Genomic DNA, 22,029 nt, shown 5'->3' with positions numbered 1-22,029 from the left:
CGTGCTCGACCAGAGCGGCCCGGTCATCGGGGCTGACCTCCAGATCCGGGCGGGGGACAACCCCCGCCCGCGCGGCGGGGCCCGGGCGCCCGAGGCGCCCGGACCCCACCGGGCTCGGTCCGTCTCAGCCCTTGGGCGGGACCTCGCAGAGCGCGGTCGCGGTGTTGCCGGCCGCGTCGGTGACGGTCATGAGCGCATCACCCTTGAGCCGGAGCTTCCAGTCGACCGCGCCGACGAACGGCGTGGCCTTCGGGGTCGCACCGGGTGCCTGGGTGATCTTGAAGGTCGTCCCGTCCGCGTAGGCGCCGAAGAGCGCGTCCGACCCGGTGTCGTCGACCCAGACCTCCACGGCACCGTCGACGTTGTCGCTCGCGGTGACCATGAAGAACCCGTCGGCGTTGCCGCCCCGCGGGTAGTTGCCCGAGGGGTTGGGCCCCTGCTCGCAGGCGACCACGGGCGGCGTGACGTCGTTGACGTCCACGCTCACCGTCTGCACGAAGCCGTCACCGGCAGGTGTGCCGTTGAGGGTGAAGGCCACCTGGCAGCCCAGGGTGGCTCCCTGCTCGGCGTCCGCGGCGACCGTGATGGTCTCGGAGAAAGACGCGGCGTCGCCGCTGGTCACCGTCCGGGTGGCCGGGTCGAGCGTCGCGGAGAGCCCGGGGTCGCAGGTGGTGGTCGCACCGACCTCGACAGGGAGGGCGGTGATCCCGGCGAGGATCGTGTCGGCCAGGTCGCCGGCATCCACGCCGGAGTAGAGCGCGCCACCGGTGACGTCGGTGATCCGGGTCGCCTGGCCGGTCGCGTCGAGCCGGTCCGCGCCCACGCTCACGGCCAGCACGGTGGCCCCGGCGTCGACGAGCGAGCTGGTGGCGTCGGCCTCGGTGTGCCCGAGGCTGGGGTCGTGCCCAGGGGCGTCGCCGAACCAGACGACGATGCGCGAGGAGTCGGGCCGGAAGGCGACGGCGTCGCCCGTGTCGCCGATCTCCCAGAGGGCGTTGAGCTGCGCCTCGGGCTCGTCGCCGCCTCCGCAGAGCCGGATGCTGTTGACGGCCGCGACGGTCGCGGTCGTGTCGGCCCCGAGGTCGCTGTGCAGCAGGAAGGGGTCGGGCTCGCCGACGTCGCAGTAGCTCGCGACGGCCCACTGGGCGTCCGGCTGGGCCGCCTCGACGGTGCTGACGATGGTGGCCATGTTGGCCTTGACGTTGGTGATGGCCCCTCCCATGCTCCCGGTCCGGTCGACCAGGAGGACGATGTCGGGCTGGGGGAGGACCTCTGGCGTGGTGACCGTCTTGGTGATGGTCACCGACGCGCCCGGGTCGAGCGCGTCGGAGTAGGTGGGTGGGTCGACCGCGGCGTAGGCCGTGGTCGTGCCGATGACGAGGATCGCCGCGGTGGCCGCGGCGGCATGGCGCATGCGTGATCGCATGGTGACGCTCTCCTTCGAACGAGGAGCCCGGGGAGCCCGGGCGGTAGGACTGCACTTCTCCCGAGAACCTCGGTGCCCGTCGTCGGGCACGAGGTGACCTCCACCCCCCGCGGCCGTGTGCACCGCTTCCCCTGCGGTCCCGCGTGTCGTCCGGGTGGCAACACCCCGACCCTAGCCCGGCACGCGTCCCGTCCGCCACCATCGAGGAGGATGACGTCGGCATCTCCTCAGGTCCGACGTCGGCGGCGGCGAAGGGCCCCGGCCGGCCGCGTGCCGGTCGGGGCCTTCGTGCAGACCGAGCCTTCTAGAGGTTGATCATGTGCCCGGCGATGCCGTGCATGGCCTCCTTGAGCGCCTCGCCCAGGGTCGGGTGCGCGAAGACGACGCGGGAGACCTCGTCGGCGGTCAGGTCCCAGGTCTGCGCGACGTTGACCGCCGGCAGCAGCTCGGTGACGTCGGGGCCGATCATGTGCGTGCCGAGGATCTCGTTGTGCTCCGCGTCCGCCACGACCTTCACGAAGCCGACGCCCTCGCCCAGACCCATCGCCTTGCCGTTGGCGCTGAACGGGAACTGCGCGACCTTGACCTCGTGGCCGGCCTCCTTGGCCTGCGCCTCGGACATGCCCATCGAGGCGATCTGCGGGTGGCAGTACGTGGCCCGGGGGATGAAGCCGTAGTCGATCGGCATGGTCTCGGCGCCGGCGATGACCTCGGCGGCGACGACGCCCTGGGCCTCGGCGACGTGGGCCAGCATCAGCTTGGCGGTGACGTCGCCGATCGCGTAGACGTTCTCGACGTTGGTGCGCATGTAGTCGTCGATCGCGATGGCACCGCGGTCGGTGAGCTGCACGCCGGTGCTCTCCAGCCCGAAGCCCTCGGTGCGCGGTGCGAAGCCGATCGCCGAGAGCAGCCGGTCGGCCTCCAACGTCTGGGACCCGCCGCCGTCCCCTGCCGTGGAGACGGTGACCTTGACGCCGGAGCCGGTGTCCTCCACGCCCTCGACCTTGGTGCCGGTCAGGACCTTGACGCCGAGCTTCTTGTAGTGCCGGGCCAGCTCCTTGGAGACCGCCTCGTCCTCGGTGGGGACCATGCGGTCGAGGAACTCCACGATCGTGACGTCGACGCCGAAGTTGGCCATCACGTAGGCGAACTCCACGCCGATCGCGCCGGAGCCGGCGATGATGATCGAGCCGGGCAGCTGGTCGTCGAGGATCTGCTCCTCGTAGGTCACGACGTTCTTGCTCACCTCCACGCCGGGCAGCATCCGGGTCACCGAGCCGGTCGCGAGGATGAGGTTGTCGAAGGTGAGCTGCTGGGTCTCGCCGTCGTTGAGCGCGACGTCCATCGACGTCGGACCGGTCAGCGTGCCCCACCCGTCGATCTCGGTGATCGAGTTCTTCTTCATCAGGAAGTGGACGCCCTTGACGATGCCCGCCGAGACCTGGCGGCTGCGCGCGTGCGTCGGACCGTAGGACATCGTGGCGTCGCCCTCGATGCCGAACTTCTTCTTGTCGTGGGTGAGCGTGTGCGCGAGGTCGGCGTTCTTCAGCAGCGCCTTGGAGGGGATGCAGCCGACGTTGAGGCACACACCGCCCCAGTACTTCTTCTCGACGACGGCGACCTTCTTGCCCAGCTGGGACGCGCGGATCGCCGCGACATACCCGCCGGGACCGGCGCCCAGGACAACAACGTCATAGTGATCGGCCATGGAGGCAAGTATGCCGTCACCCGGGGGACTGCCGCCCCCCGGGCGCTCGCGGGGTAGGTCGTGCGCTCAGTCGTCGATGATCTCGCCGTCGGCGATCTCCTCCTCGTCCCAGGCGGCCGCGGTGTCCGCCCGCTCGTCGTCGCGGTCCACCTCGGCCTCGGCCAGCATCCGGTAGAGCTCGCGCCGGGTCCTGTCCAGCACCTCGGCGGCCTGGGTGCCCAGCTCCTCGTCGCCGGACTGGCCGACCGCCTGGGTGGCCATCGCCAGCCCGCCCAGCGCCTTCCACAGGACGGCGCCGGTGCGGCGCTGCCCGTGGCGGCCGCCGAAGCCGCGGCCTCCCGGACCGTGGCCCGGCCCGCGGCCACGGCGGGGTCCGCCCCAGCCAGGACCGCGCTGGTCGCCGCCCTCCTCGTCCCACGGGTCGTCCGGCTCGGAGCCGGAGCCACGGCCCCAGAGCAGGCTCGGTCCCTTGCCGGCGGCCTCGCGGCCGGCGTCGGTCAGCCGATAGGCCTTGCGTCCGTCGGCCTCGACCTGCTCGACCAGGCCCTCGTCCTCGAGCTGGGCCAGCGCCGGGTAGACCGCGCCGGAGCTGGGTGCCCAGGCGCCCTCGGTGGCCTCCGCGATGCCCTGCATGAGCTGGTAGCCGTTCATCGGCTCGCCCTGGAGGAGCTCCAGGATGGCCGCGCGCACGTCACCGCGCCGGGCCCGGCCGCGGCCGCCGCCGCGACCGCGACGGGCGCGCGGGTCGGGCTCGCCGGACCAGTGGCCGTGCCCCTGGCCCCAGCCGCCGCCGGTGCCGAAGGGTCCCGCGGGTCCGAAGATGCCGCCCGGGCCGAGGGGGCCGCGGGGGCCGAGCGGGCCGTCGGGCCCGAAGAATCGCTCGGGGTCGAAACCGGAGCCTGGGCCCCTGCCGCGGTAGGTCATGTCTCCTCCTGGAGGTCCTCTGCGGTGACCCTGACGACGCACCGCACCTATCCTAGAAGAATGACACGACCGGTCTCGACATGTCAACGACATATCGATAACTGAGTAGATGTGCCGTCGCTCACATATCCATGCAGAAGGGTTGACGTGGTGTCCGTTCTGGGGGAGGGTGGCCGACATGCACCTCTCCGCCCTCGTACTTATTAGCTCAGGACGCCGCACGGCCTAGTCACCAGCCGCGCCGCGTCCTCCCCTCGTCTGCCCTCCGGGCCGAGGGGTTTTTTGTTGCCCGACCCTCCGCACCCGTCCCACCCCCTTCGTCCCAGAGGAACCAAGACCATGACCCTCACGCACAGCGAGCCCGAGGCCGGCGCCGCCACGACCCAGCAGCGCTCGGGGGCCGAGACCCTCGTGGACACCCTGCGCCGCCTGGGGGTCGAACACATCTTCGGCCTGCCCGGGGGCGCAGTGCTCCCGCTCTACGACGCGCTCTACGGGGCGGAGGGCATCCGCCACGTCCTGGTCCGCCACGAGCAGGGTGGTGGCCACGCCGCCGAGGGCTACGCGCTGGCCACCGGCCGGGTCGGGGTGTGCCTGGCCACGAGCGGGCCGGGCGCGACCAACCTCGTCACCCCGCTGGCCAACGCCTACATGGACTCGACCCCGATCGTGGCGATCACCGGCAACGTGCCCAGCACCTCGATCGGCTCGGACGCTTTCCAGGAGGCCGACATCCGCTCGATCTCGATGCCGGTGACCAAGCACTCCTTCTTCGTCACCCGGGCCGAGGACGTCGCCCCGACGGTCGCCTCCGCGTTCCACCTGGCCCTCTCCGGGCGGCCCGGGCCGGTCCTGGTCGACATCACCAAGGACGCCTTCACCGGCATGGTCGGGGAGGGGCCGCTGCAGCTGGCGCTGCCCGGCTACCGCGTCCCGGAGCAGCCGGCGGCGGAGGCGGTCCGCGACGCGGTCGAGCTCATGGTGCGGGCGCGCCGGCCGGTCCTCTACGTCGGTGGCGGCACGGTCGCCTCCGGCGCGCAGGCGGAGCTGCGCTCGCTGGCCGAGCTCACCGGCATCCCGGTCGTCACCACGCTGATGGCGCGCGGGGTCTTCCCGGACAGCCACCCCCAGCACATGGGGATGCCGGGGATGCACGGCAGCGTCTCGGGCGTGGCCACCCTGCAGAAGTCCGACCTCATCGTCAGCCTGGGCGCCCGCTTCGACGACCGGGTCACCGGCGCCAAGCACACCTTCGCCCCGGGCGCCACGATCGTGCACGCCGACATCGACCCCGCGGAGATCGGCAAGAACTTCCCCACCGCGGTGGGGCTGGTCGGCGACGCCCGCGCGACGATCGGCCAGCTGATCACCGAGTGGACCCGCCGCACGGCGGCCGGTGCCGCCCCCGACTACGACGCGTGGGTCGCGCGCACCCAGGGCTGGAAGGCTCGCTACCCGCTCGGCTACGACACCCCGACCACCGGCGAGCTCGCGCCCCAGTACGTCATCGAGCGCCTCGGCGCCATCGTGGGGCCGGACGCCTACTACGCCTCGGGGGTCGGCCAGCACCAGATGTGGGCCAGCCACTACCTCGGCCACGAGAACCCTCGCCACTGGCTCAACTCCGGGGGGCTGGGGACGATGGGGTATGCCGTGCCCGCCGCCATGGGGGCCAAGGTCGCCCTGCCGGACGCCACCGTGTGGGCGATCGACGGCGACGGCTGCTTCCAGATGACCAACCAGGAGCTGGCCACCTGCGCCGTCGAGGGCATCCCGATCAAGGTCGCCATCATCAACAACGCCGCGCTGGGCATGGTCAAGCAGTGGCAGGCGCTGTTCTACTCCGAGCGCTTCAGCGCCTCCCAGCTGCCCTCGATGCAGGTGCCCGACTTCGTCACCCTGGCCCAGGCCTACGGCTGCGCCGGTCTGCGCTGCGACCGGCCCGAGGACGTCGACGCCACGATCGAGGCGGCGATGGAGATCGACGACCAGCCGGTCGTCGTGGACTTCCGGGTCAGCAAGGAGGCGATGGTCTGGCCGATGGTCCCCGCCGGCACCAGCAACGACGCCGTCCAGCACGCCCGCGACCTCACCCCGGACTTCGGGAGCGACGAATGACCCTCCTGCACGCCTACCCGCAGCCCGACGCGGACGTGCCCACCGCGGCCACCCCGTACCTACCCACCAGCACCTCCACCACCACTACCGTCGCTACCGGCGACACCGCACCGAAAGGCACCCCCATGTCCGACCGCACCCGCCACGCCCTGTCCGTCCTGGTCGAGAACAACCCGGGCGTGCTCGCGCGCGTCTCGGTCCTGTTCGCCCGGCGCAACTTCAACATCGACCACCTGGTCGTGGGTCCGACCGAGGACGCCAAGGTCTCCCGGATGACCATCGTGGTCAACGTCAGCGCCGAGCAGCTGCACAAGGTCACCAGCCAGCTGGACAAGCTCGTCGAGGTGATCCACATCGAGGAGCTGCCGGGCGCCGACGCGATCCGCACCCAGCTGTGGGCCATCAACGACCACGGCCCGCGGCCGGTGGGCGCCATGGCCGCCGCCGTCTTCTAGAGCGCAGCACCGGCCGCCCTCGTCCGACCCGGGCGCGGGGGCCGGCCCGGCACCACCCCATACTTGACGCAACGTCATCCCACCCCAGACAGACCAGGAGCTCAGAAGCAGATGGCCACCATGTACTACGACGACGACGCCGACCTCTCGATCATCCAGGGCCGCAAGGTCGCCGTCCTCGGCTACGGCAGCCAGGGCCACGCGCACGCCCTCTCCCTCCGCGACTCGGGGGTCGACGTGCGCGTGGGCCTGGCCGAGGGCAGCTCGAGCCGGGCCAAGGCCGAGGCCGAGGGCCTGCGGGTCGTCACGCCCGCGCAGGCGAGCGAGGAGGCCGACCTGATCATGGTGCTCGTGCCCGACCACGTGCAGCGGCACGTCTACGCCGAGGCGGTCGAGCCGCACCTGGCCGCCGGCAAGGCGCTGTTCTTCAGCCACGGATTCAACATCCGCTTCGGCTACATCAAGCCGCCGGCCGACGTCGACGTGTGCATGGTCGCCCCGAAGGGCCCCGGCCACCTGGTGCGCCGCGAGTACGTCGACGGCCGCGGGGTGCCCGTGCTCGTGGCCGTCGAGCAGGACGCCACCGGCAACGCCAAGGCGCTCGCCCTGTCCTACGCCGCCGCGATCGGCGGGCTGCGCGCGGGGGGCATCGAGACGACCTTCACCGAGGAGACCGAGACCGATCTCTTCGGTGAGCAGTCGGTGCTCTGCGGCGGCATGTCGCAGCTGGTGCAGTACGGCTTCGAGACGCTCACCGAGGCCGGCTACCAGCCGGAGGTCGCCTACTTCGAGTGCCTGCACGAGCTCAAGCTCATCGTCGACCTCATGTACGAGGGCGGCATCGCCAAGCAGCGCTGGTCGATCTCCGACACCGCCGAGTACGGCGACTACGTCTCCGGACCGCGGGTCATCGACGAGCGGGTCAAGGAGAACATGCAGGCGGTCCTGGAGGACATCCGCAACGGGTCCTTCGCCCAGCGCTTCATCGACGACCAGGACGCCGGCGCGCCGGAGTTCAAGGCGCTGCGCGAGAAGGGCGCCCAGCACCCCATCGAGGGCACCGGCAAGGAGCTGCGCGGGATGATGGCGTGGGTCAAGAGCCACGACACCGACTACGTGGAGGGCTCGGCCGCCCGTGACTGAGACGAGGGTCGACCCCAAGCCGCGCTCGCGGGACGTCACCGACGGGCTGGAGAAGACGGCCGCGCGCGGGATGCTGCGCGCGGTCGGGATGGGCGACGAGGACTGGGTCAAGCCCCAGGTCGGCGTCGCCAGCAGCTGGAACGAGATCACCCCGTGCAACCTGTCCCTGGACCGGCTGGCCAAGGCGGTCAAGGACGGCGTGCACGCGGCGGGCGGCTACCCGCTGGAGTTCGGGACGATCTCGGTCTCCGACGGGATCTCGATGGGTCACGAGGGCATGCACTACTCGCTGGTCTCCCGCGAGGTCATCGCCGACTCGGTGGAGACCGTCATGTCCGCCGAGCGGCTCGACGGGTCTGTCCTGCTGGCCGGGTGCGACAAGTCGCTGCCGGCGATGCTCATGGCCGCGGCGCGTCTGGACCTGGCCTCGGTCTTCGTCTACGCCGGCTCGATCCTGCCGGGCTACGCCAAGCTCTCCGACGGCTCGGAGCGCGAGGTGACGATCATCGACGCCTTCGAGGCGGTCGGGGCGTGCGCGCGCGGACTGATGTCCCGGGAGGACGTGGACGTCATCGAGCGGGCGATCTGCCCGGGGGAGGGTGCGTGCGGCGGCTTCTACACCGCCAACACGATGGCCGCCGCGGCCGAGGCGCTGGGTATGTCGTTGCCCGGGTCGGCCGCGCCGCCGGCCACCGACCGGCGCCGGGACGGGTTCGCCCGGCGCTCGGGCGAGGCGGTGGTGCAGATGCTGCGCACCGGGCTGACCGCCCGGCAGATCCTCACCAAGGAGGCCTTCGAGAACGCGATCGCGGTGACGATGGCCTTCGGCGGGTCGACCAACGCGGTGCTGCACCTGCTGGCGATCGCCGCCGAGGCCGAGGTCGAGCTCACGCTGGAGGACTTCCGCCGGATCGGCCGCACGGTCCCGCACCTGGCGGACGTCAAGCCGTTCGGGCAGCACGTCATGGTCGACATCGACCGGGTCGGCGGGATCCCGGTGGTCATGAAGGCGCTGCTCGACGCCGGCATGCTGCACGGTGAGGTGATGACCGTGACCGGCCGGACGCTCGCGCAGAACCTGGAGGACCTCGACGTCCCGCCGCTGGACGGCAAGGTCCTGCGCCAGCTGGACGACCCGATCCACGCCACCGGTGGCCTGACGATCCTCGAGGGGACCCTCGCGCCCGGCGGTGCGGTGGTGAAGTCGGCCGGCTTCGACTCCGACGTCTTCCGCGGGACCGCGCGGGTCTTCGACGGCGAGCGGGCCGCGATGGACGCCCTCGAGGACGGCACGATCACCGCCGGCGACGTGGTGGTCATCCGCTACGAGGGCCCCAAGGGCGGCCCGGGGATGCGCGAGATGCTCGCGATCACCGGGGCGATCAAGGGCGCCGGGCTGGGCAAGGACGTGCTCCTCGTCACCGACGGACGCTTCTCCGGCGGCACGACCGGGCTGTGCGTCGGTCACATCGCACCGGAGGCCACCGAGGGCGGTCCCGTCGCGCTCGTCGAGGACGGCGACCCGATCGTCCTGGACGTGGGCACCGGCCGCCTCGACCTGGAGGTCGACGAGGAGACCCTGGCCGCGCGGCGCAGCACCTGGGTAGCGCCGGAGCCGCCGGCGCGGGCTCGCCGCGGCGTGCTCAACAAGTACGTGCGGCTCGTGGGCTCCGCGTCCCAGGGAGCCGTCACGCACTGAGCAGGCGCCGTGGTGCGAAGGCGTGCCGCGCCCGTCCTCGTGACGGGCGCGGCACGCCGTTGTCGTGCAGCGGTGGAGCTCAGCCCACCTTGTAGGAGACGACCGAGCCCATGCCGCTCTGCAGATCGACGGTGGTCGCGTAGACCCTGTTGCCGTGCACCTCGACGTCCGAGGGGCCGGCGACGGAGAACAGTGTCTCGGCGGTGGTGCTGCCGCGGTGGATGACCGAGACCTCGCCGCCGAACATCTGGGCGACGACGATGTCCTTGCCGAGCAGCGCCAGGCCGGTCGCGCCGGACATGTCGCCGGCCAGCCACCGCACGGTGCCGGACCGCGGGTCGACCTGGTAGACCGAGCTCAGCGGCAGCGCCTCGCCGAGGCCACCGCCCAGGGTGGACACGTAGAGCATGCCGTCCCTGCCGATCTCGACGTCGGTCGGCACCGGTTCGGGCACGAAGTCGCGGCCGACGAGGCAGTCGGGCGCACCGGGGAGCGAGCTAGCCAGCAGTTCGGAGGTGACCGTCACCGGGGCCGGCGGCGGGATGACGGCGACCGTGCTGATCGCGCCGGTGCGGCCGCTGACCTTCAGGATGGCGTTGGCCGCGGCGTCCGCGACGTAGATGTCGCCCTTCCGCGTCACCGCGGTCTTGTAGGGGTGCGAGTCCAGGATCCCGGTGTACTCGACCAGGTGCGGCGCCTCCGGACCCTCGCCGCCGAGCGAGTCCTGGTAGCTCTGCAGCTGCGCCGTGCACTCGTCGCCAAGCCCCGTGAACCCGTAGTGGACGTCGCCGTCCGGGTTGTTGGCGTCCTCGTAGGCCATGAAGTCGTCGCTGACCGTGGTGACCTGGCCCTTCTTGCCGATCCGGTTGACGTGGCTGGAATGGGCGGCGAAGTCGGTGTTGATGTAGTAGGTCCCGTGCGGTCCGAGGCTGACGCCGACGACCTCGCCGGCCCCCGGGGTGCCCTGGTAGGACGCCAGGTCGGTCGTCCTGCCCTTCTTGTCGACGGAGGTGATGATGCCGGCGAAGCTCTGGTCGACGGTGATCTTGGCCGAGCCGTCGTGGACGGCCAGGCTCAGCGGGCCGACCAGGTCGTCGACGACCGTCTGCGGAGCGTGGTCGCGCTGGACGGCCTGGGAGGGTGCTGCTGCCACGAGCGTGGCGGCCATCGCGCCGGAACAGGCGAGGGCCAGGAGTGACGAACGACGCATGCGCGTGCTCCTCGAAGGTGTGGGTCCCTCGGGGCGGTCCCCTGTGGATCACGTACCGGCCGTCCCGCGGCTGAGGCTGGAGGTGGACCCGTCTCAGCGCTGGACAATCTATTCCTGAGGCAAAGATCTTGTAAAGACCTTTCCCGCGTTTTGTTTTCGGCGGGTGACGACGCCGTGGTCAGTCGTGCGTGCCGTCCTCGGTCTCGGCCAGGCCCTGCTCGATGGCGTGCTGAAGCGGGGCGTAGTGGCGCAGGACCGCCTCGTGGTAGGCCGGGACGTCGCCGGCCTCGAGCGCGTCGATCATCTCGCCGTGGGCCTCCACGGTGGTGGCGATCTCGGCCGAGGTCGCGATGCCGAGCATCGGCACCACGCTGGTGTGCACCTCCCAGAACGCGCCGACCAGCTGGCGCACGACCGTGTTGTCCAGCTGGCTGAGCAGCGCGCGGTGGAACTCCCCGTCCTCCTCGACGAAGGTCTCTCCGGCCTCGCTGCGCCGCCGCATCCGGCCGACCAGCTCGCGCAGGTCCTCGTTGGTGGTGCCGCGATAGGTGGAGACCAGCTCCTCGGCGACGGCCATGTCCAGGGCGATCCGCACCTGCACCACCTCGCGCAGGGTCCGGAAGGTCCCGTCCCGGTTGAGGGACCCGCGGAAGACCAGACCGGAGACCAGCGGCGACATCGACAGGCCCCCGACGAAACTGCCGTGCCCGTGCCGCACCTCGACGATGTCCAGCGAGCTGAGCGTGCGCATCGCCTCACGGACCGAGGAGCGGGAGACGCCGAGCTCCTCGCACAGCTCGTTCTCGGTGGGCAGCGGGTCCCCCGGCCTCAGGCCGTGCTCGCGGATGTAGTCCTTGATCTCCTCGACCGTGGACCAGCGCGCCTTGCGGCGTCCGGTGCTGCCGGTCGGTGCGGTCGTGCCGGGCGGGCGGGCGGGGTTCACGGGCGGACTCCTCCTGCGGTGGGCGGACCAGCTCCGGCGCTGGCACCGTTGACGTCGGTCCTGTCCCTACTATAGTCTCGGACCGACGTCAGATGTCCGATGTCATCCGTTGAGAGTCAGCGAGCGCGCTGCAGCGCCCGACGAGAGGTACGCGTACCAATGACGAACGCACTGAACCACCAGGCGAGCCGGCGCGGCTTCCTGCGGCTGACCGGCACCATGGGTCTGGCGGCAGGCCTGGCGGCCGGCCTGGCCGCCTGCGCACCCAAGGACGACAGCTCGGGCACGACCACCACGGACGCGGTCGGCGCCACCGGTGGCGGCGCCGCGGACGAGAACGGCACCATCACCGCCGCCATCTCCTACGAGCTGGGCACCAACGGCTACGACCCGATGACCACGACCGCGGCGCTGACCATCGCGGCCAACTGGCACACGATGGAGGGCCTGACCGAGCTCGACCCGGCCACCCGCGAGGTCTACCCCGCGCTGGCCACCGAGCTGCCGGTCGTCTCCGGGGGAGGGACCTCGGTCGACGTCACCCTGCGCGACGGCGCCGTCTTCCACGACGGCACGCCGGTCACCGCCGAGGACGTCGTCTACTCCTTCGAGCGGGTCCTCGACCCGGAGAACGCCTCGCTCTACGCCGGCTTCATCCCCTTCATCGACAAGGTCACCGCCAAGGACGACACGACGGTCACCATCGACCTGAAGTACCCCGTCGGCGTCCTCGCCGAGCGCCTCTCGGTGGTCAAGATCGTCCCCAAGGCCGCCGCCACCGGCGACAGCGAGGCCTTCGACGCCAACCCGGTCGGCACCGGGCCGTACACGATGACCGACAACGGCGCCGTGAGCAAGATCGTGACCTTCGAGCGCAACGAGGACTACACGGGCCCGCGCCCGGCGCGCGCCGCCACGATGAACTGGCAGATCATCCCCGACCCCGCCACCCGCACCAACGCCCTGCAGTCCAAGAGCGTGCAGGCGATCGACTCGGTCCCCTACCTCTCGATCGACCAGCTCAAGAGCTCCTCGCAGGTGGAGTCGGTGCAGGGCTTCGGGCTGCTCTTCGCGATGTTCAACAACACCGAGGACAACCCCTTCGCCGACGTCCGCGCGCGTCAGGCCTTCCTCTACTGCCTCGACCTGGACGCGATCATCTCCACCGGTCTGTCCGGCCAGGCCGAGGCCGCCACCTGCTTCGTGCAGAAGAACCACCCGGCCTACAAGGAGGCCAAGGTCGTCTACACCCAGGACCTGGAGAAGGCCAAGTCGCTCTTCGCCGAGGCGGGTGTGAGCAGCTTCCGGCTGCTGGCGACCAACCACGACTGGGTCAAGCAGTGCACCCCGATCATCGTGGAGAACCTCAAGGCCGCCGGCGTCGAGGTGAGCTTCGAGGAGAAGCAGTCGGCCGACGCCTACACCACCATCGACGGCCAGCCCGACGCCTACGACGCGTTCATCGCGCCCGGTGACCCCTCGGTCTTCGGCAACGACGCGGACCTGCTGCTGCGCTGGTGGTACGCCGCGGACATCTGGACCGACTCGCGCATGCACTGGAAGGGCAGCCAGAGCTACGACCAGGTCACCTCCTTGCTCGAGGAGGGCCTGCAGGCCACCGAGCAGGACGCCCAGCTGAGCGCCTGGCACGAGATCTTCGACGTGGTCTCCGAGGACGTCCCGCTCTACCCGCTGTTCCACCGCAAGACGCCGACCGCCTGGGACGGCGAGACCCTGGTCGACTTCACGCCGATCTCGCTGACCGGCCTGTCCTTCGTCGGGGTCGCCTCGACCCAGTAGGCCCCGCCACACCGTCCCGGCGGGCGGAGCCCCGAGCTCTGCCCGCCGGGCGCCCCCCGTGCCCGACGCCCGCGTCGAAGGAGATGCCCGTGTCCAACCTGCTCAGACTGATCGGTCGACGCCTGCTGGCGCTGCCGATCATGATCCTGGGTGTCACCCTGCTCGTCTTCCTGGTGATGTCCCTGTCACCGGCGGACCCGGCCCGGCTCGCCCTGGGGGAGTCGGCCTCGCAGGAGGCGCTCGAGAACTACCGGGAGCGCAACGGCCTCAACGACCCGCTCGTGACGCGCTACCTCGGCTTCCTCGCGGGCATGCTGCGCGGCGACCTGGGCACGACCAGCGGCAACGCGCCGGTCACCGACGTGGTCGCCAAGGCCTTCCCGATCACCCTGCAGCTGACCTTCATCGGGCTGGCCATCGCCATCGTCATCTCGCTGGTCCTGGGGGTCCTGGCCGCGCTCTACCGGGACGGGCTGGTCGACCAGGTGATCCGGGTGCTCTCGGTCGCCTCGCTGGCCACCCCCTCGTTCTGGCTGGCCATCCTGCTCATCCAGTGGCTGGGCGAGATCCCCGGCGGCTGGGGCGTCTTCCCCGCGCTGATCCTGCGCTGGGTGCCCTTCCTGGAGGACCCGGGCGTCTACACCAACAACATCTTCCTGCCGGCGGTCGCGCTGGCGGTGCCGGTGGCAGGCTCGCTCATCCGGGTCGTGCGCACCGCGATGGTCGAGGAGCTGGACCGGGACTACGTGCGCACCGCGATCGGCTCGGGCATCCCGCGTCGTGAGGTGATCGCGCGCAACGTCCTGCGCAACGCCCTGATCACCCCGTTGACCGTCCTCGGGCTGCGCGTCGGCTACCTGATGGGTGGCGCGGTCGTCATCGAGATCATCTTCAACATCCGCGCGATGGGCCAGCTCATCCTCGACGGCGTCACCCGCAACGACGTCTTCCTGGTGCAGGGGGTCACCCTCGTCGTCGCGATCGCCTTCATCCTCGTCAACATCGTCGTCGACCTGCTCTACGTGATGGTCAACCCACGGATCAGGAACGTGTGATGCGCCGCAAGCTCACCGACCGTCTCGTCGCCGCCCCGGGTGCCCGCCTGGCTGCGCTGCGGGACCTGCCCGTCGTCTCCAGGATCGCCCTGTCCTTCCTGGCGCTGCTCGCCCTCGTCGCGATCCTCGCCCCGGTGCTGGTGCCCGGAGGCCCCTACGCCACCGGGACACCGGTGCAGCCGCCCGGCGGCGAGCACTGGTTCGGCACCGACTCCACCGGACGTGACATCTTCGCCCGCATCGTCTACGGCGCCCGCTCCTCGCTGCTCATCGGCCTGCTGGCCACCGGCGGCGCCCTGCTGGCCGCGGCCGTGCTGGGCTCGGTCGCGGCCACCGCCGGCAAGGTGGTCTCCGAGGTGCTCATGCGTGTCCTCGACATCATCATGAGCTTCCCCGGCATCGCCCTGGCCGCCGTCTTCGTCGCGGTGTGGGGCAGCAGCGTTCCGGTCCTCGTCTTCGCCATCGGCTTCCTCTACATGCCGCAGCTCTCGCGCGTGGTGCGGGCCAACGTGCTCTCGCAGTTCGGCGAGGACTACGTCGCCGCCTCCCGGGTGCTGGGCGCCTCGACCCCGTGGATCCTGTTCAAGCACGTCGCCCGCAACACCCTCGCGCCCATCATGGTCTTCGCGACCGTCCTGGTCGCGGACGCGATCGTGCTGGAGGCCTCGCTGTCCTTCATCAACGCCGGGGTCCGGCCTCCGGACCCGTCCTGGGGCAACATCCTGGCCGAGGGCAAGCAGCTGCTGCTCTCCGGCTACTGGTGGCCGACCTTCTTCCCCGGCCTGATGATCCTGCTCACCGTGCTCTCCCTCAACGTCCTGGCCGAAGGCCTGACCGACACCCTGGCCAGCCCGCGCATCCGGCACAAGGTCGACGTCGAGGCCGACGAGGCGCGCACGGCGGAGCTGGCCCTGGACGCCAACCCGACCGGCGCGGCCTCCACCGGCACCGGGGAGGAGCTGCCCAGCAGCACCGCCACCGTGGGTGCGACCGGCAACGTCCTGCCCGTCCCGGTCCGCGGCGCCGACGAACGGCAGGGCGAGGAGGTCGGCGAGCAGACCGAGCAGGGCTTCGGCACCCGCGTGCTGGGGCTGACCGACGCCGCACGGGCGCGTGCCCTCCTGGACGAGAGTCTTCATACCCTGCGGGACGCCGAGGAGCGGCGCGCCGACCGCCTCGTCTACACCGACACCGCGGCTGAGCCGCTGCTCGACGTGCGCCACCTGTCGATCGCCTTCCCGCAGGCGCACGGCGACGTGGACATCGTCGACGACGTCTCCTTCTCCGTCCGGCCCGGGGAGACGATGGGCCTGGTCGGGGAGTCCGGCTGCGGCAAGTCCATCACCGCGATGTCGATCATGGGGCTGCTGCCCCCGACGTCGAGGATCACCGGCGAGGTCGTCTTCGACGGTCAGGACGTGCTCACCCTGGACGGCCACCGCCGCAACGCGCTGCGCGGGCACCACATGGCGATGGTCTACCAGGACGCGCTGTCCAGCCTCAACCCCTCGATGCTGGTCTCCGCCCAGCTGCGCCAGCTGATCCGCCGGGGTGGCAAGCGCTCGGCAGAGGAGCTGATGGAGCTGGTCGGGCTGGACCCGAAGAGGACCCTGAAGTCCTACCCGCACGAGCTCTCCGGTGGTCAGCGCCAGCGGGTGCTCATCGCGATGGCGCTGACCCGCAACCCGCGGCTGCTCATCGCCGACGAGCCGACCACCGCGCTCGACGTCACCGTGCAGCAGCAGGTCGTCGACCTGCTCAACGACCTGCGCCGCGAGCTCGGCTTCGCGATGGTCTTCGTCAGCCACGACCTCGCCCTCGTCGCCCAGCTCGCGCACCGGATCACGGTCATGTACGCCGGCCAGGTCGTCGAGCAGGGCGCCACCGGTGAGATCCTCACCGACCCGCGCCACGAGTACACCCGCGGGCTGCTCGGCTCGGTGCTGTCCATCGAGGCCGGGGCCGACCGGCTGCACCAGGTGCAGGGGACCGTGCCCTCGCCGCGCGACTTCGTCGCCGGCGACCGCTTCTCCCCTCGCTCGTCCTGGCCGGGCGTGGGCCAGGACACCCGGCCGGACCTGCGGCTGGTGCCGGGGACCACCCACCGCTATGCCTCCACCGCCGCGCTGGAGGCCGCCAAGGCGAAGGAGGCAGGACGATGAGCCAGAGCGCCCCCGTGATCGAGCTGCGCGACGTGCACGTCGTGCACAAGGCCCGCACCGGCAGCCTCTTCCGCCCCGACAAGGTGCACGCGGTCGCCGGCGTCGACTTCACGGTCGACCGGGGCGAGACCGTCGGCATCGTCGGCGAGTCCGGCTCCGGCAAGTCCACCCTCGCGCGGGTCATGGTCGGGCTGCAGCGACCGACCGCCGGGGAGGTCCTCTTCCGCGGCCGGCCGCTGCGCAGGGGCGCCCGCGCCCGGCACGAGCTGGGCCGCGTGGTGTCCGTCGTCTTCCAGGACCCGGCGACCGCGCTCAACCCACGCATGGTCGTGCGCGAGCAGCTGGTCGACCCGCTGCGCGTCCACGGCATCGGCGACGACCGTTCCCGGCAGGCGCGCGTGCGCGATCTCATCCAGCTCGTCGGCCTTCCCGTCTCCGCCCTGGACGTGCTGCCCCGGCAGATCTCCGGCGGCCAGCGCCAGCGGGTCGCGATCGCCCGCGCGCTCACCCTCGAGCCGGACGTCGTCGTCGCCGACGAGCCCACCTCGGCGCTCGACGTCTCGGTGCGCGCCCAGGTGCTCAACCTGCTCACCGACCTCAAGGACGAGCTCGGCCTGGGGCTGGTCTTCATCAGCCACGACATCAACACCGTGCGCTACGTCTCCGACCGCGTCGCGGTGATGCACGGCGGCAAGGTCGTCGAGACCGGCCCCGTCGCCCAGGTGCTGAGCAACCCCACCGACCCCTACACCCAGACCCTGCTCGCCGCGACACCCTCGCTGCTGTGAGCACCCTGCCCGAAAGGACCCCGATGACCACGCTGACCGGCGTCGTCCCGCCCGTGCTGACCCCGCTGACCGCAGAGGGCGAGGTGGACCGGCCCTCGCTGGAGCGGCTGGTCACGCGGATGATCGAGGCAGGGGTGGACGGTCTCTTCGCCCTCGGCTCCAGCAGCGAGACCGTCTACTTCGACGACCTGCGGCGCACCCAGGTGCTCGAGACGATCAGCGGTGTCGCGGCCGGGCAGGTGCCGGTCCTGGCCGGGGTCATCGAGCCCCAGCTGGACCGGGTCCTGACCCAGGTCCGGGTCGCCGAGCGGGTCGGCGCCGCCGGCGTCGTGGCCACCGCGCCGTTCTACGCGGTCACCGGCCCGGACGAGGTCGAGGCGCACTTCCGCGGGATCGCCGCCGCGACCGACCTGCCCGTCTGGGCCTACGACATCCCGGTGTGCACGCACTACAAGCTCGGTCCCGAGCTGCTCGTGCGACTCGGTTCGGAGGGTGTGCTGGCCGGCGTGAAGGACTCCTCCGGCGACGACGTGTCCTTCCGCCGCCTGGCCATGCAGAACCGGGCCGCCGGGGAGCGGCTCACCCTGCTGACCGGGCACGAGGTCGTCGTCGACGGCTCCTACCTGGCCGGCGCGCACGGCTCGGTGCCCGGCCTGGGCAACGTCGAGCCGGCCGGCTACGTGCGGATGGACCGTGCAGCGAGGGCAGGGGACTGGGCGGCGGTGCGGGCCGAGCAGGACCGGCTGGCCGCGCTCTTCGAGATCGTCTTCGTCCCCCGCGACAAGGTCGGACCCGCCGCCGGCATCGGTGCGTTCAAGACCGCGCTGCGCCACCTGGGCGTCATCGACACCAACGTCGTGGCGCGCCCGATGGTCGCGCTCGGCGACGAGCACGCGCGACGGATCGCCGAGATCTGCGAGGCGGCCGGGCTCGAGCCGCTCGCGCGTGCCTAGGACGCTCGCGGTCGACGTCGGCGGCAGCAAGCTGGCCGCCGCCGTCGTCGAGCTGCCCGAGGGGGGCGGCGAGCCGGTCATCACCCACCGCCGGACCGTGCCCACCCCCGCTCAGGACGGCGGACCGGCCGTCCTCGCCGCCGTCAGCGCGCTGGCCGTGCAGGTGCTCGCCGACGCAGGCCCGGGGATCGACGCAGGCCGGGACGCGGCAGCCGGGGAGCAGCCCGTCACGGCGGTCGGCGTCGCCAGCGCAGGGACCGTGCGGCCGGGGGACGGGACGATCACGCACGCCACCGGCACCCTGCCCGGCTGGGCCGGAACGCCCCTGGGGCAGCACCTCCGGCACCGGCTGGGGCTGCCGGTGACCGTCCTCAACGACGTCCACGCGCACGGGGTGGGCGAGGCCCTGCACGGCGCCGGTCGCGGCCACCGGACGGTCCTGGTCGTCGCCGTCGGCACCGGCGTCGGAGGCGCGCTGGTGATCGACGGCGAGCCGGTCGTCGGGACGCACGGGGTCGCCGGCCACGTGGGTCACCTTCCGGTCCCCGAGGCGGCGGGTATGCCGTGCACCTGCGGCCGCGAGGGCCACCTCGAGGGCTTCGCCTCCGGGCACGGGCTGCGCGCCGCGCACCTGGCCCGGACCGGGCACGACCTGCCCGCCCGCGAGGTCGCGGCGCTGGCGGCGTCCGGCGACGACGCGGCACGTGCGCTCCTCGCCGAGGCCGGGCGAGCCACCGGCCGCGCCGTCGGCGGGCTGCTCAACGTGCTCGACCCCGACGTCGTCGTCGTCGGGGGCGGGCTGGCCGCCGCCCCGGAACCCTGGCCGACCGCCCTGCGCGAGGGCGTGGCGCTCGAGGCGATGGACCCCGTCGCCGCGACCCCGGTGCTGCTCTCCGGCGCGGGGGCCGACGCCGCGCTCGTCGGTGCGGCCCGCGTCGCGCAGGCGCGGGCGCACGACGCGCGCGTGCACCGCATACCCTGATCCCGACCCGAACCGAGGAGCCCGGATGCCCCTGACCACCGAGGACCTGCTGACCAGGACGGCCGGCCGGCTCGTCGTCTCCTGCCAGGCCTACCCGGGCGAGCCGATGCGCACGCCGGAGACGATGGCGCGGGTGGCGCAGGCCGTGGTGGAGGGCGGCGCGGCCGCCGTGCGCGTGCAGGGGCTGGACGACGTGCGCGCCACCGTCGGGGCGGTGGACGTGCCGGTGATCGGGCTGTGGAAGGACGGGGACGAGGGGGTCTACATCACCCCGACCCTGCGGCACGCGCGCGCCGTCGCCGAGGCGGGCGCGCACGTGGTCGCGCTCGACGCGACCCTGCGCCCGCGCCCCGACGGCAGCACGGTGGCCGACCTGGTGCGGATGCTGCACGAGGAGTGCGGCGTGCTCGTCATGGCTGACTGCGACGACCTCTCCTCCGCCGTCGCCGCCGCGGAGGCCGGCGCCGACGTCGTGGGGACGACGCTGGCCGGCTACACCGGGGCGCGGCCGAGGACCGAGGGACCCGACCTGGAGCTGCTGCGCGCGGTGACCCGCGAGCTGGCGGAGCACCCGGTCTTCGCCGAGGGGCGGATCCACACCCACGAGCAGGCGCGTGCCGCGCTCGAGGCCGGGGCGCACGCCGTGTGCGTCGGGACGGCCATCACCCACCCCACCTCGCTGACCAGGTGGTTCGTCGACGCGATCGGAGCCGGATAGATGGAGGTCGTCATCCTCGAGGACGAGGAGCAGGTAGGCAGGGTCGGTGCGGACGCGGTCGCCCAGCACGTCCTCGCCGATCCCAGCAGCGTGCTCGGCCTGGCCACCGGCTCCAGCCCGCTCCCGGTCTACCAGGAGCTGGCGGCGAGGGTGCGGCGGGCAGAGCTGAGCCTGGCCGGGTGCCGGGCGTTCCTGCTCGACGAGTACGTCGGGCTGCCGCCCGGCCACCCGGAGTCCTATCGCGAGGTGATCATGCGGGACTTCGTCGACCACGTCGACCTCATCCCCGCGCAGGTGCAGGGCCCGGACGGGCTGGCCGAGGACGTGCGGGAGGCGTGCTCCGCCTACGAGCAGGCGATCGCCGACGCCGGGGGTGTCGACGTGCAGCTGCTCGGCGTCGGCAGCGACGGGCACGTCGCCTTCAACGAGCCGGGCTCCTCGCTCGGCTCGCGGACCCGCATCAAGACCCTGACCGGCCAGACCCGCCGGGACAACGCCCGCTTCTTCGGCGGCGACGTGGCCGCGGTGCCGCAGCACTGCATCACCCAGGGGATCGGCACGATCCTCGACGCGCGCCACCTGGTGCTGGTCGCCATGGGCGTGGCCAAGGCCGAGGCGGTGCACAGCCTGGTCGAGGGAGCGGTCAGCGCGCTCTGGCCGGCGTCTGCGCTCCAGCTGCACGCGCACGTGACGGTGATCCTGGACGGCGCGGCGGCCTCCCGGCTGCAGCTCAAGGACTACTACCGTGAGGCCTACGCGGTGAAGCCTGCCTGGCAGGGGTTCTAGCGGTGCCGGCCCTCGTCCGCGGTGACCGCGTCCTCACCCCGGACCGGGAGCTGGTCGACGGCTGGGTCGTGGTCGAGCAGGACCGGATCGTCGAGGTCGGCGGCGGCGCGGCTCCGGCCGGCCTGGCCGGGGGCCCGCGGCACGCCGTGCTCGCGCCCGGCTTCGTCGACGTGCACAACCACGGAGGTGGGGGGGCGGCCTTCGGGGACGGGCCGGAGGCGGCGATCGTCGCGCGGGACGCGCACCTGCGGAAGGGGACCACCACCGTCGTCGCCAGCCTGGTGACCGAGTCGATCGAGGTGCTGACCGAGCAGGTGCGGGCGCTGCGCCCGCTGGTCGAGGCGGGGGAGCTGGGCGGCATCCACCTCGAGGGGCCCTGGCTGTCCGAACGGTGGTGCGGGGCGCACCCGCCCGCTCTGCTCGTCGACCCGGCGACGGCCGACGTGGAGGCGCTGGCCGCCGCCGCCGGCGACGCGCTGGTGATGGTGACCCTGGCGCCCGAGCGGGACGGGGCGCTGGAGGCGACGCGGCTGCTCGTCTCGTGCGGGGTGCGGGTGGCGGTCGGGCACACCGACGCGACCTTCGACCAGACCCGGGCGGCCGTCGAGGCCGGCGCGAGCGTGGCCACGCACCTCTACAACGGGGAGCGGCCGCTGCACCACCGGGAGCCGGGGCCGACGCTGGCACTGCTGACCGACGAGCGGGTGTGGGTGGAGACGATCGCGGACGGCGTGCACCAGCACCCCGCGGTCGTGCGCGACACGGCCCGGCGGGCGGGAGGGCGCTGGGTGCTCGTCTCGGACGCGATGGCCGCCGCGCTCGCCGACGACGGCCGCTACCTCCTGGGCCGGCTCGACGTGCAGGTCCTCGACGGTGTCGCCAGGCTCGTCGGGGAGGACGGAGGGCCGGGCTCGATCGCCGGCAGCACGCTGAGCATGGACCGGGCGGTGCGCACGGCCGTCGCGGCGGGCGTGCCGCTGCTCCAGGCGGTGCACGCGGCCACGGCGGCACCGGCGGCCGCGATGGGCTGGTCCGACGTCGGGCGGCTCGAGGCGGGGCGGGTGGCCGACCTGGTGGGGCTGGACGACGAGCTGCACGTGCAGGGCGTCATGCGGGCGGGAGGCTGGGTCGCAGGCTGAGGCCGAGCAGTCTGCAGGGC

At 72.3% G+C, this 22,029-nt stretch carries 18 protein-coding genes; 13 read left to right on the top strand and 5 right to left on the bottom strand.

The window, feature by feature from the left end; all coding sequences use genetic code 11:
* Positions 1 to 124: 124 nt before the first annotated feature.
* The 3 genes from DV701_RS08985 to DV701_RS08975 form a co-directional block, all read right to left on the bottom strand.
* Positions 125 to 1,426, bottom strand: a complete 1,302-nt coding sequence (locus DV701_RS08985) for a vWA domain-containing protein (protein ID WP_162802928.1) — start codon at positions 1,424 to 1,426, stop codon at positions 125 to 127.
* 304 nt (positions 1,427 to 1,730) lie between these two features.
* On the bottom strand, positions 1,731 to 3,134 hold the full coding sequence (lpdA, locus tag DV701_RS08980; RefSeq protein WP_114928008.1) for a dihydrolipoyl dehydrogenase: 1,404 nt from the start codon (positions 3,132 to 3,134) through the stop codon (positions 1,731 to 1,733).
* Between the two features lie 66 nt (positions 3,135 to 3,200).
* Positions 3,201 to 4,058: a PadR family transcriptional regulator gene (locus DV701_RS08975; protein ID WP_114928007.1), complete on the bottom strand. Its 858-nt coding sequence runs from the start codon at positions 4,056 to 4,058 to the stop codon at positions 3,201 to 3,203.
* Between the two features lie 339 nt (positions 4,059 to 4,397).
* Here DV701_RS08975 and DV701_RS08970 point away from each other — a divergent pair, with 339 nt between their 5' ends.
* The 4 genes from DV701_RS08970 (at position 4,398) to ilvD (ending at position 9,473) form a co-directional block, all read left to right on the top strand.
* Positions 4,398 to 6,176, top strand: a complete 1,779-nt coding sequence (locus tag DV701_RS08970; protein WP_114928006.1) for an acetolactate synthase large subunit — start codon at positions 4,398 to 4,400, stop codon at positions 6,174 to 6,176.
* Positions 6,173 to 6,631: an acetolactate synthase small subunit gene (gene ilvN / locus DV701_RS08965; protein WP_228254957.1), complete on the top strand. Its 459-nt coding sequence runs from the start codon at positions 6,173 to 6,175 to the stop codon at positions 6,629 to 6,631. The genes DV701_RS08970 and ilvN overlap by 4 nt, the downstream gene beginning before the upstream one ends.
* Positions 6,632 to 6,742: 111 nt before the next feature.
* Positions 6,743 to 7,774 (top strand): ketol-acid reductoisomerase, encoded by a 1,032-nt coding sequence (ilvC, locus tag DV701_RS08960; RefSeq protein ID WP_114928005.1) that lies wholly within the window; start codon positions 6,743 to 6,745, stop codon positions 7,772 to 7,774.
* The gene (gene ilvD / locus DV701_RS08955) at positions 7,767 to 9,473 is read left to right on the top strand and encodes a dihydroxy-acid dehydratase (protein WP_114928004.1); all 1,707 of its coding nucleotides are present in this window, start codon (positions 7,767 to 7,769) and stop codon (positions 9,471 to 9,473) included. The genes ilvC and ilvD overlap by 8 nt, the downstream gene beginning before the upstream one ends.
* Before the next feature lie 79 nt (positions 9,474 to 9,552).
* Here the strand turns inward: ilvD and DV701_RS08950 are convergent, their stop codons facing one another.
* Together DV701_RS08950 and DV701_RS08945 are read right to left on the bottom strand one after the other, a co-directional pair.
* A complete protein-coding gene (locus DV701_RS08950; protein ID WP_114928003.1) occupies positions 9,553 to 10,683 on the bottom strand; it encodes a ScyD/ScyE family protein in 1,131 nt (376 codons plus the stop codon).
* A 178-nt stretch (positions 10,684 to 10,861) separates the two neighbouring features.
* Positions 10,862 to 11,626 (bottom strand): FadR/GntR family transcriptional regulator, encoded by a 765-nt coding sequence (locus DV701_RS08945; protein ID WP_114928002.1) that lies wholly within the window; start codon positions 11,624 to 11,626, stop codon positions 10,862 to 10,864.
* A 159-nt stretch (positions 11,627 to 11,785) separates the two neighbouring features.
* On the opposite strand from DV701_RS08945, the gene DV701_RS08940 reads away from it, so the two are divergent.
* The 9 genes from DV701_RS08940 (at position 11,786) to DV701_RS08900 (ending at position 22,009) form a co-directional block, all read left to right on the top strand.
* The gene (locus DV701_RS08940; RefSeq protein WP_114928001.1) at positions 11,786 to 13,426 is read left to right on the top strand and encodes an ABC transporter substrate-binding protein; all 1,641 of its coding nucleotides are present in this window, start codon (positions 11,786 to 11,788) and stop codon (positions 13,424 to 13,426) included.
* An 89-nt stretch (positions 13,427 to 13,515) separates the two neighbouring features.
* Entirely contained in the window at positions 13,516 to 14,481 is a 966-nt protein-coding gene (locus DV701_RS08935; RefSeq protein WP_114928000.1) for an ABC transporter permease, read from the top strand.
* Positions 14,481 to 16,643, top strand: a complete 2,163-nt coding sequence (locus DV701_RS08930) for a dipeptide/oligopeptide/nickel ABC transporter permease/ATP-binding protein (protein ID WP_114927999.1) — start codon at positions 14,481 to 14,483, stop codon at positions 16,641 to 16,643. The genes DV701_RS08935 and DV701_RS08930 overlap by 1 nt, the downstream gene beginning before the upstream one ends.
* Positions 16,640 to 17,431, top strand: coding sequence for an ABC transporter ATP-binding protein (locus DV701_RS08925; RefSeq protein WP_114927998.1), 792 nt, complete (start codon positions 16,640 to 16,642; stop codon positions 17,429 to 17,431). The genes DV701_RS08930 and DV701_RS08925 overlap by 4 nt, the downstream gene beginning before the upstream one ends.
* Positions 17,428 to 18,384: a dihydrodipicolinate synthase family protein gene (locus tag DV701_RS08920; protein WP_407669356.1), complete on the top strand. Its 957-nt coding sequence runs from the start codon at positions 17,428 to 17,430 to the stop codon at positions 18,382 to 18,384. The genes DV701_RS08925 and DV701_RS08920 overlap by 4 nt, the downstream gene beginning before the upstream one ends.
* Positions 18,377 to 19,366 (top strand): ROK family protein, encoded by a 990-nt coding sequence (locus DV701_RS08915; RefSeq protein WP_114927996.1) that lies wholly within the window; start codon positions 18,377 to 18,379, stop codon positions 19,364 to 19,366. The genes DV701_RS08920 and DV701_RS08915 overlap by 8 nt, the downstream gene beginning before the upstream one ends.
* 25 nt (positions 19,367 to 19,391) lie before the next feature.
* Positions 19,392 to 20,084 (top strand): N-acetylmannosamine-6-phosphate 2-epimerase, encoded by a 693-nt coding sequence (locus DV701_RS08910; RefSeq protein WP_114927995.1) that lies wholly within the window; start codon positions 19,392 to 19,394, stop codon positions 20,082 to 20,084.
* The gene (gene nagB, locus DV701_RS08905; RefSeq protein ID WP_114927994.1) at positions 20,085 to 20,870 is read left to right on the top strand and encodes a glucosamine-6-phosphate deaminase; all 786 of its coding nucleotides are present in this window, start codon (positions 20,085 to 20,087) and stop codon (positions 20,868 to 20,870) included.
* Positions 20,871 to 20,872: 2 nt separating this feature from the next.
* Positions 20,873 to 22,009 carry an N-acetylglucosamine-6-phosphate deacetylase gene (locus tag DV701_RS08900; protein ID WP_162802927.1) on the top strand — a complete coding sequence of 379 codons (1,137 nt, stop codon included), beginning with the start codon at positions 20,873 to 20,875 and terminating at the stop codon, positions 22,007 to 22,009.
* Positions 22,010 to 22,029 lie beyond the last annotated feature (20 nt).

This window comes from Ornithinimicrobium avium (assembly GCF_003351765.1).
Classification (GTDB): Bacteria; Actinomycetota; Actinomycetes; order Actinomycetales; family Dermatophilaceae; genus Ornithinicoccus; species Ornithinicoccus avius.
This window is presented reverse-complemented; position numbering and strand designations above follow the sequence as displayed.

Bases quoted from the DNA above. Each gene is read 5' to 3' on its own strand.
- DV701_RS08925 (WP_114927998.1), top strand. From the start codon at position 16,640: ATGAGCCAGAGCGCCCCCGTGATCGAGCTGCGCGACGTGCACGTCGTG.
- DV701_RS08910 (WP_114927995.1), top strand. From the start codon at position 19,392: ATGCCCCTGACCACCGAGGACCTGCTGACCAGGACGGCCGGCCGGCTC.
- lpdA (WP_114928008.1), bottom strand. From the start codon at position 3,134: ATGGCCGATCACTATGACGTTGTTGTCCTGGGCGCCGGTCCCGGCGGG.
- DV701_RS08930 (WP_114927999.1), top strand. From the start codon at position 14,481: ATGCGCCGCAAGCTCACCGACCGTCTCGTCGCCGCCCCGGGTGCCCGC.
- DV701_RS08950 (WP_114928003.1), bottom strand. From the start codon at position 10,683: ATGCGTCGTTCGTCACTCCTGGCCCTCGCCTGTTCCGGCGCGATGGCC.
- ilvC (WP_114928005.1), top strand. From the start codon at position 6,743: ATGGCCACCATGTACTACGACGACGACGCCGACCTCTCGATCATCCAG.
- DV701_RS08975 (WP_114928007.1), bottom strand. From the start codon at position 4,058: ATGACCTACCGCGGCAGGGGCCCAGGCTCCGGTTTCGACCCCGAGCGA.
- DV701_RS08985 (WP_162802928.1), bottom strand. From the start codon at position 1,426: ATGCGATCACGCATGCGCCATGCCGCCGCGGCCACCGCGGCGATCCTC.
- nagB (WP_114927994.1), top strand. From the start codon at position 20,085: ATGGAGGTCGTCATCCTCGAGGACGAGGAGCAGGTAGGCAGGGTCGGT.
- DV701_RS08940 (WP_114928001.1), top strand. From the start codon at position 11,786: ATGACGAACGCACTGAACCACCAGGCGAGCCGGCGCGGCTTCCTGCGG.
- ilvN (WP_228254957.1), top strand. From the start codon at position 6,173: ATGACCCTCCTGCACGCCTACCCGCAGCCCGACGCGGACGTGCCCACC.
- DV701_RS08970 (WP_114928006.1), top strand. From the start codon at position 4,398: ATGACCCTCACGCACAGCGAGCCCGAGGCCGGCGCCGCCACGACCCAG.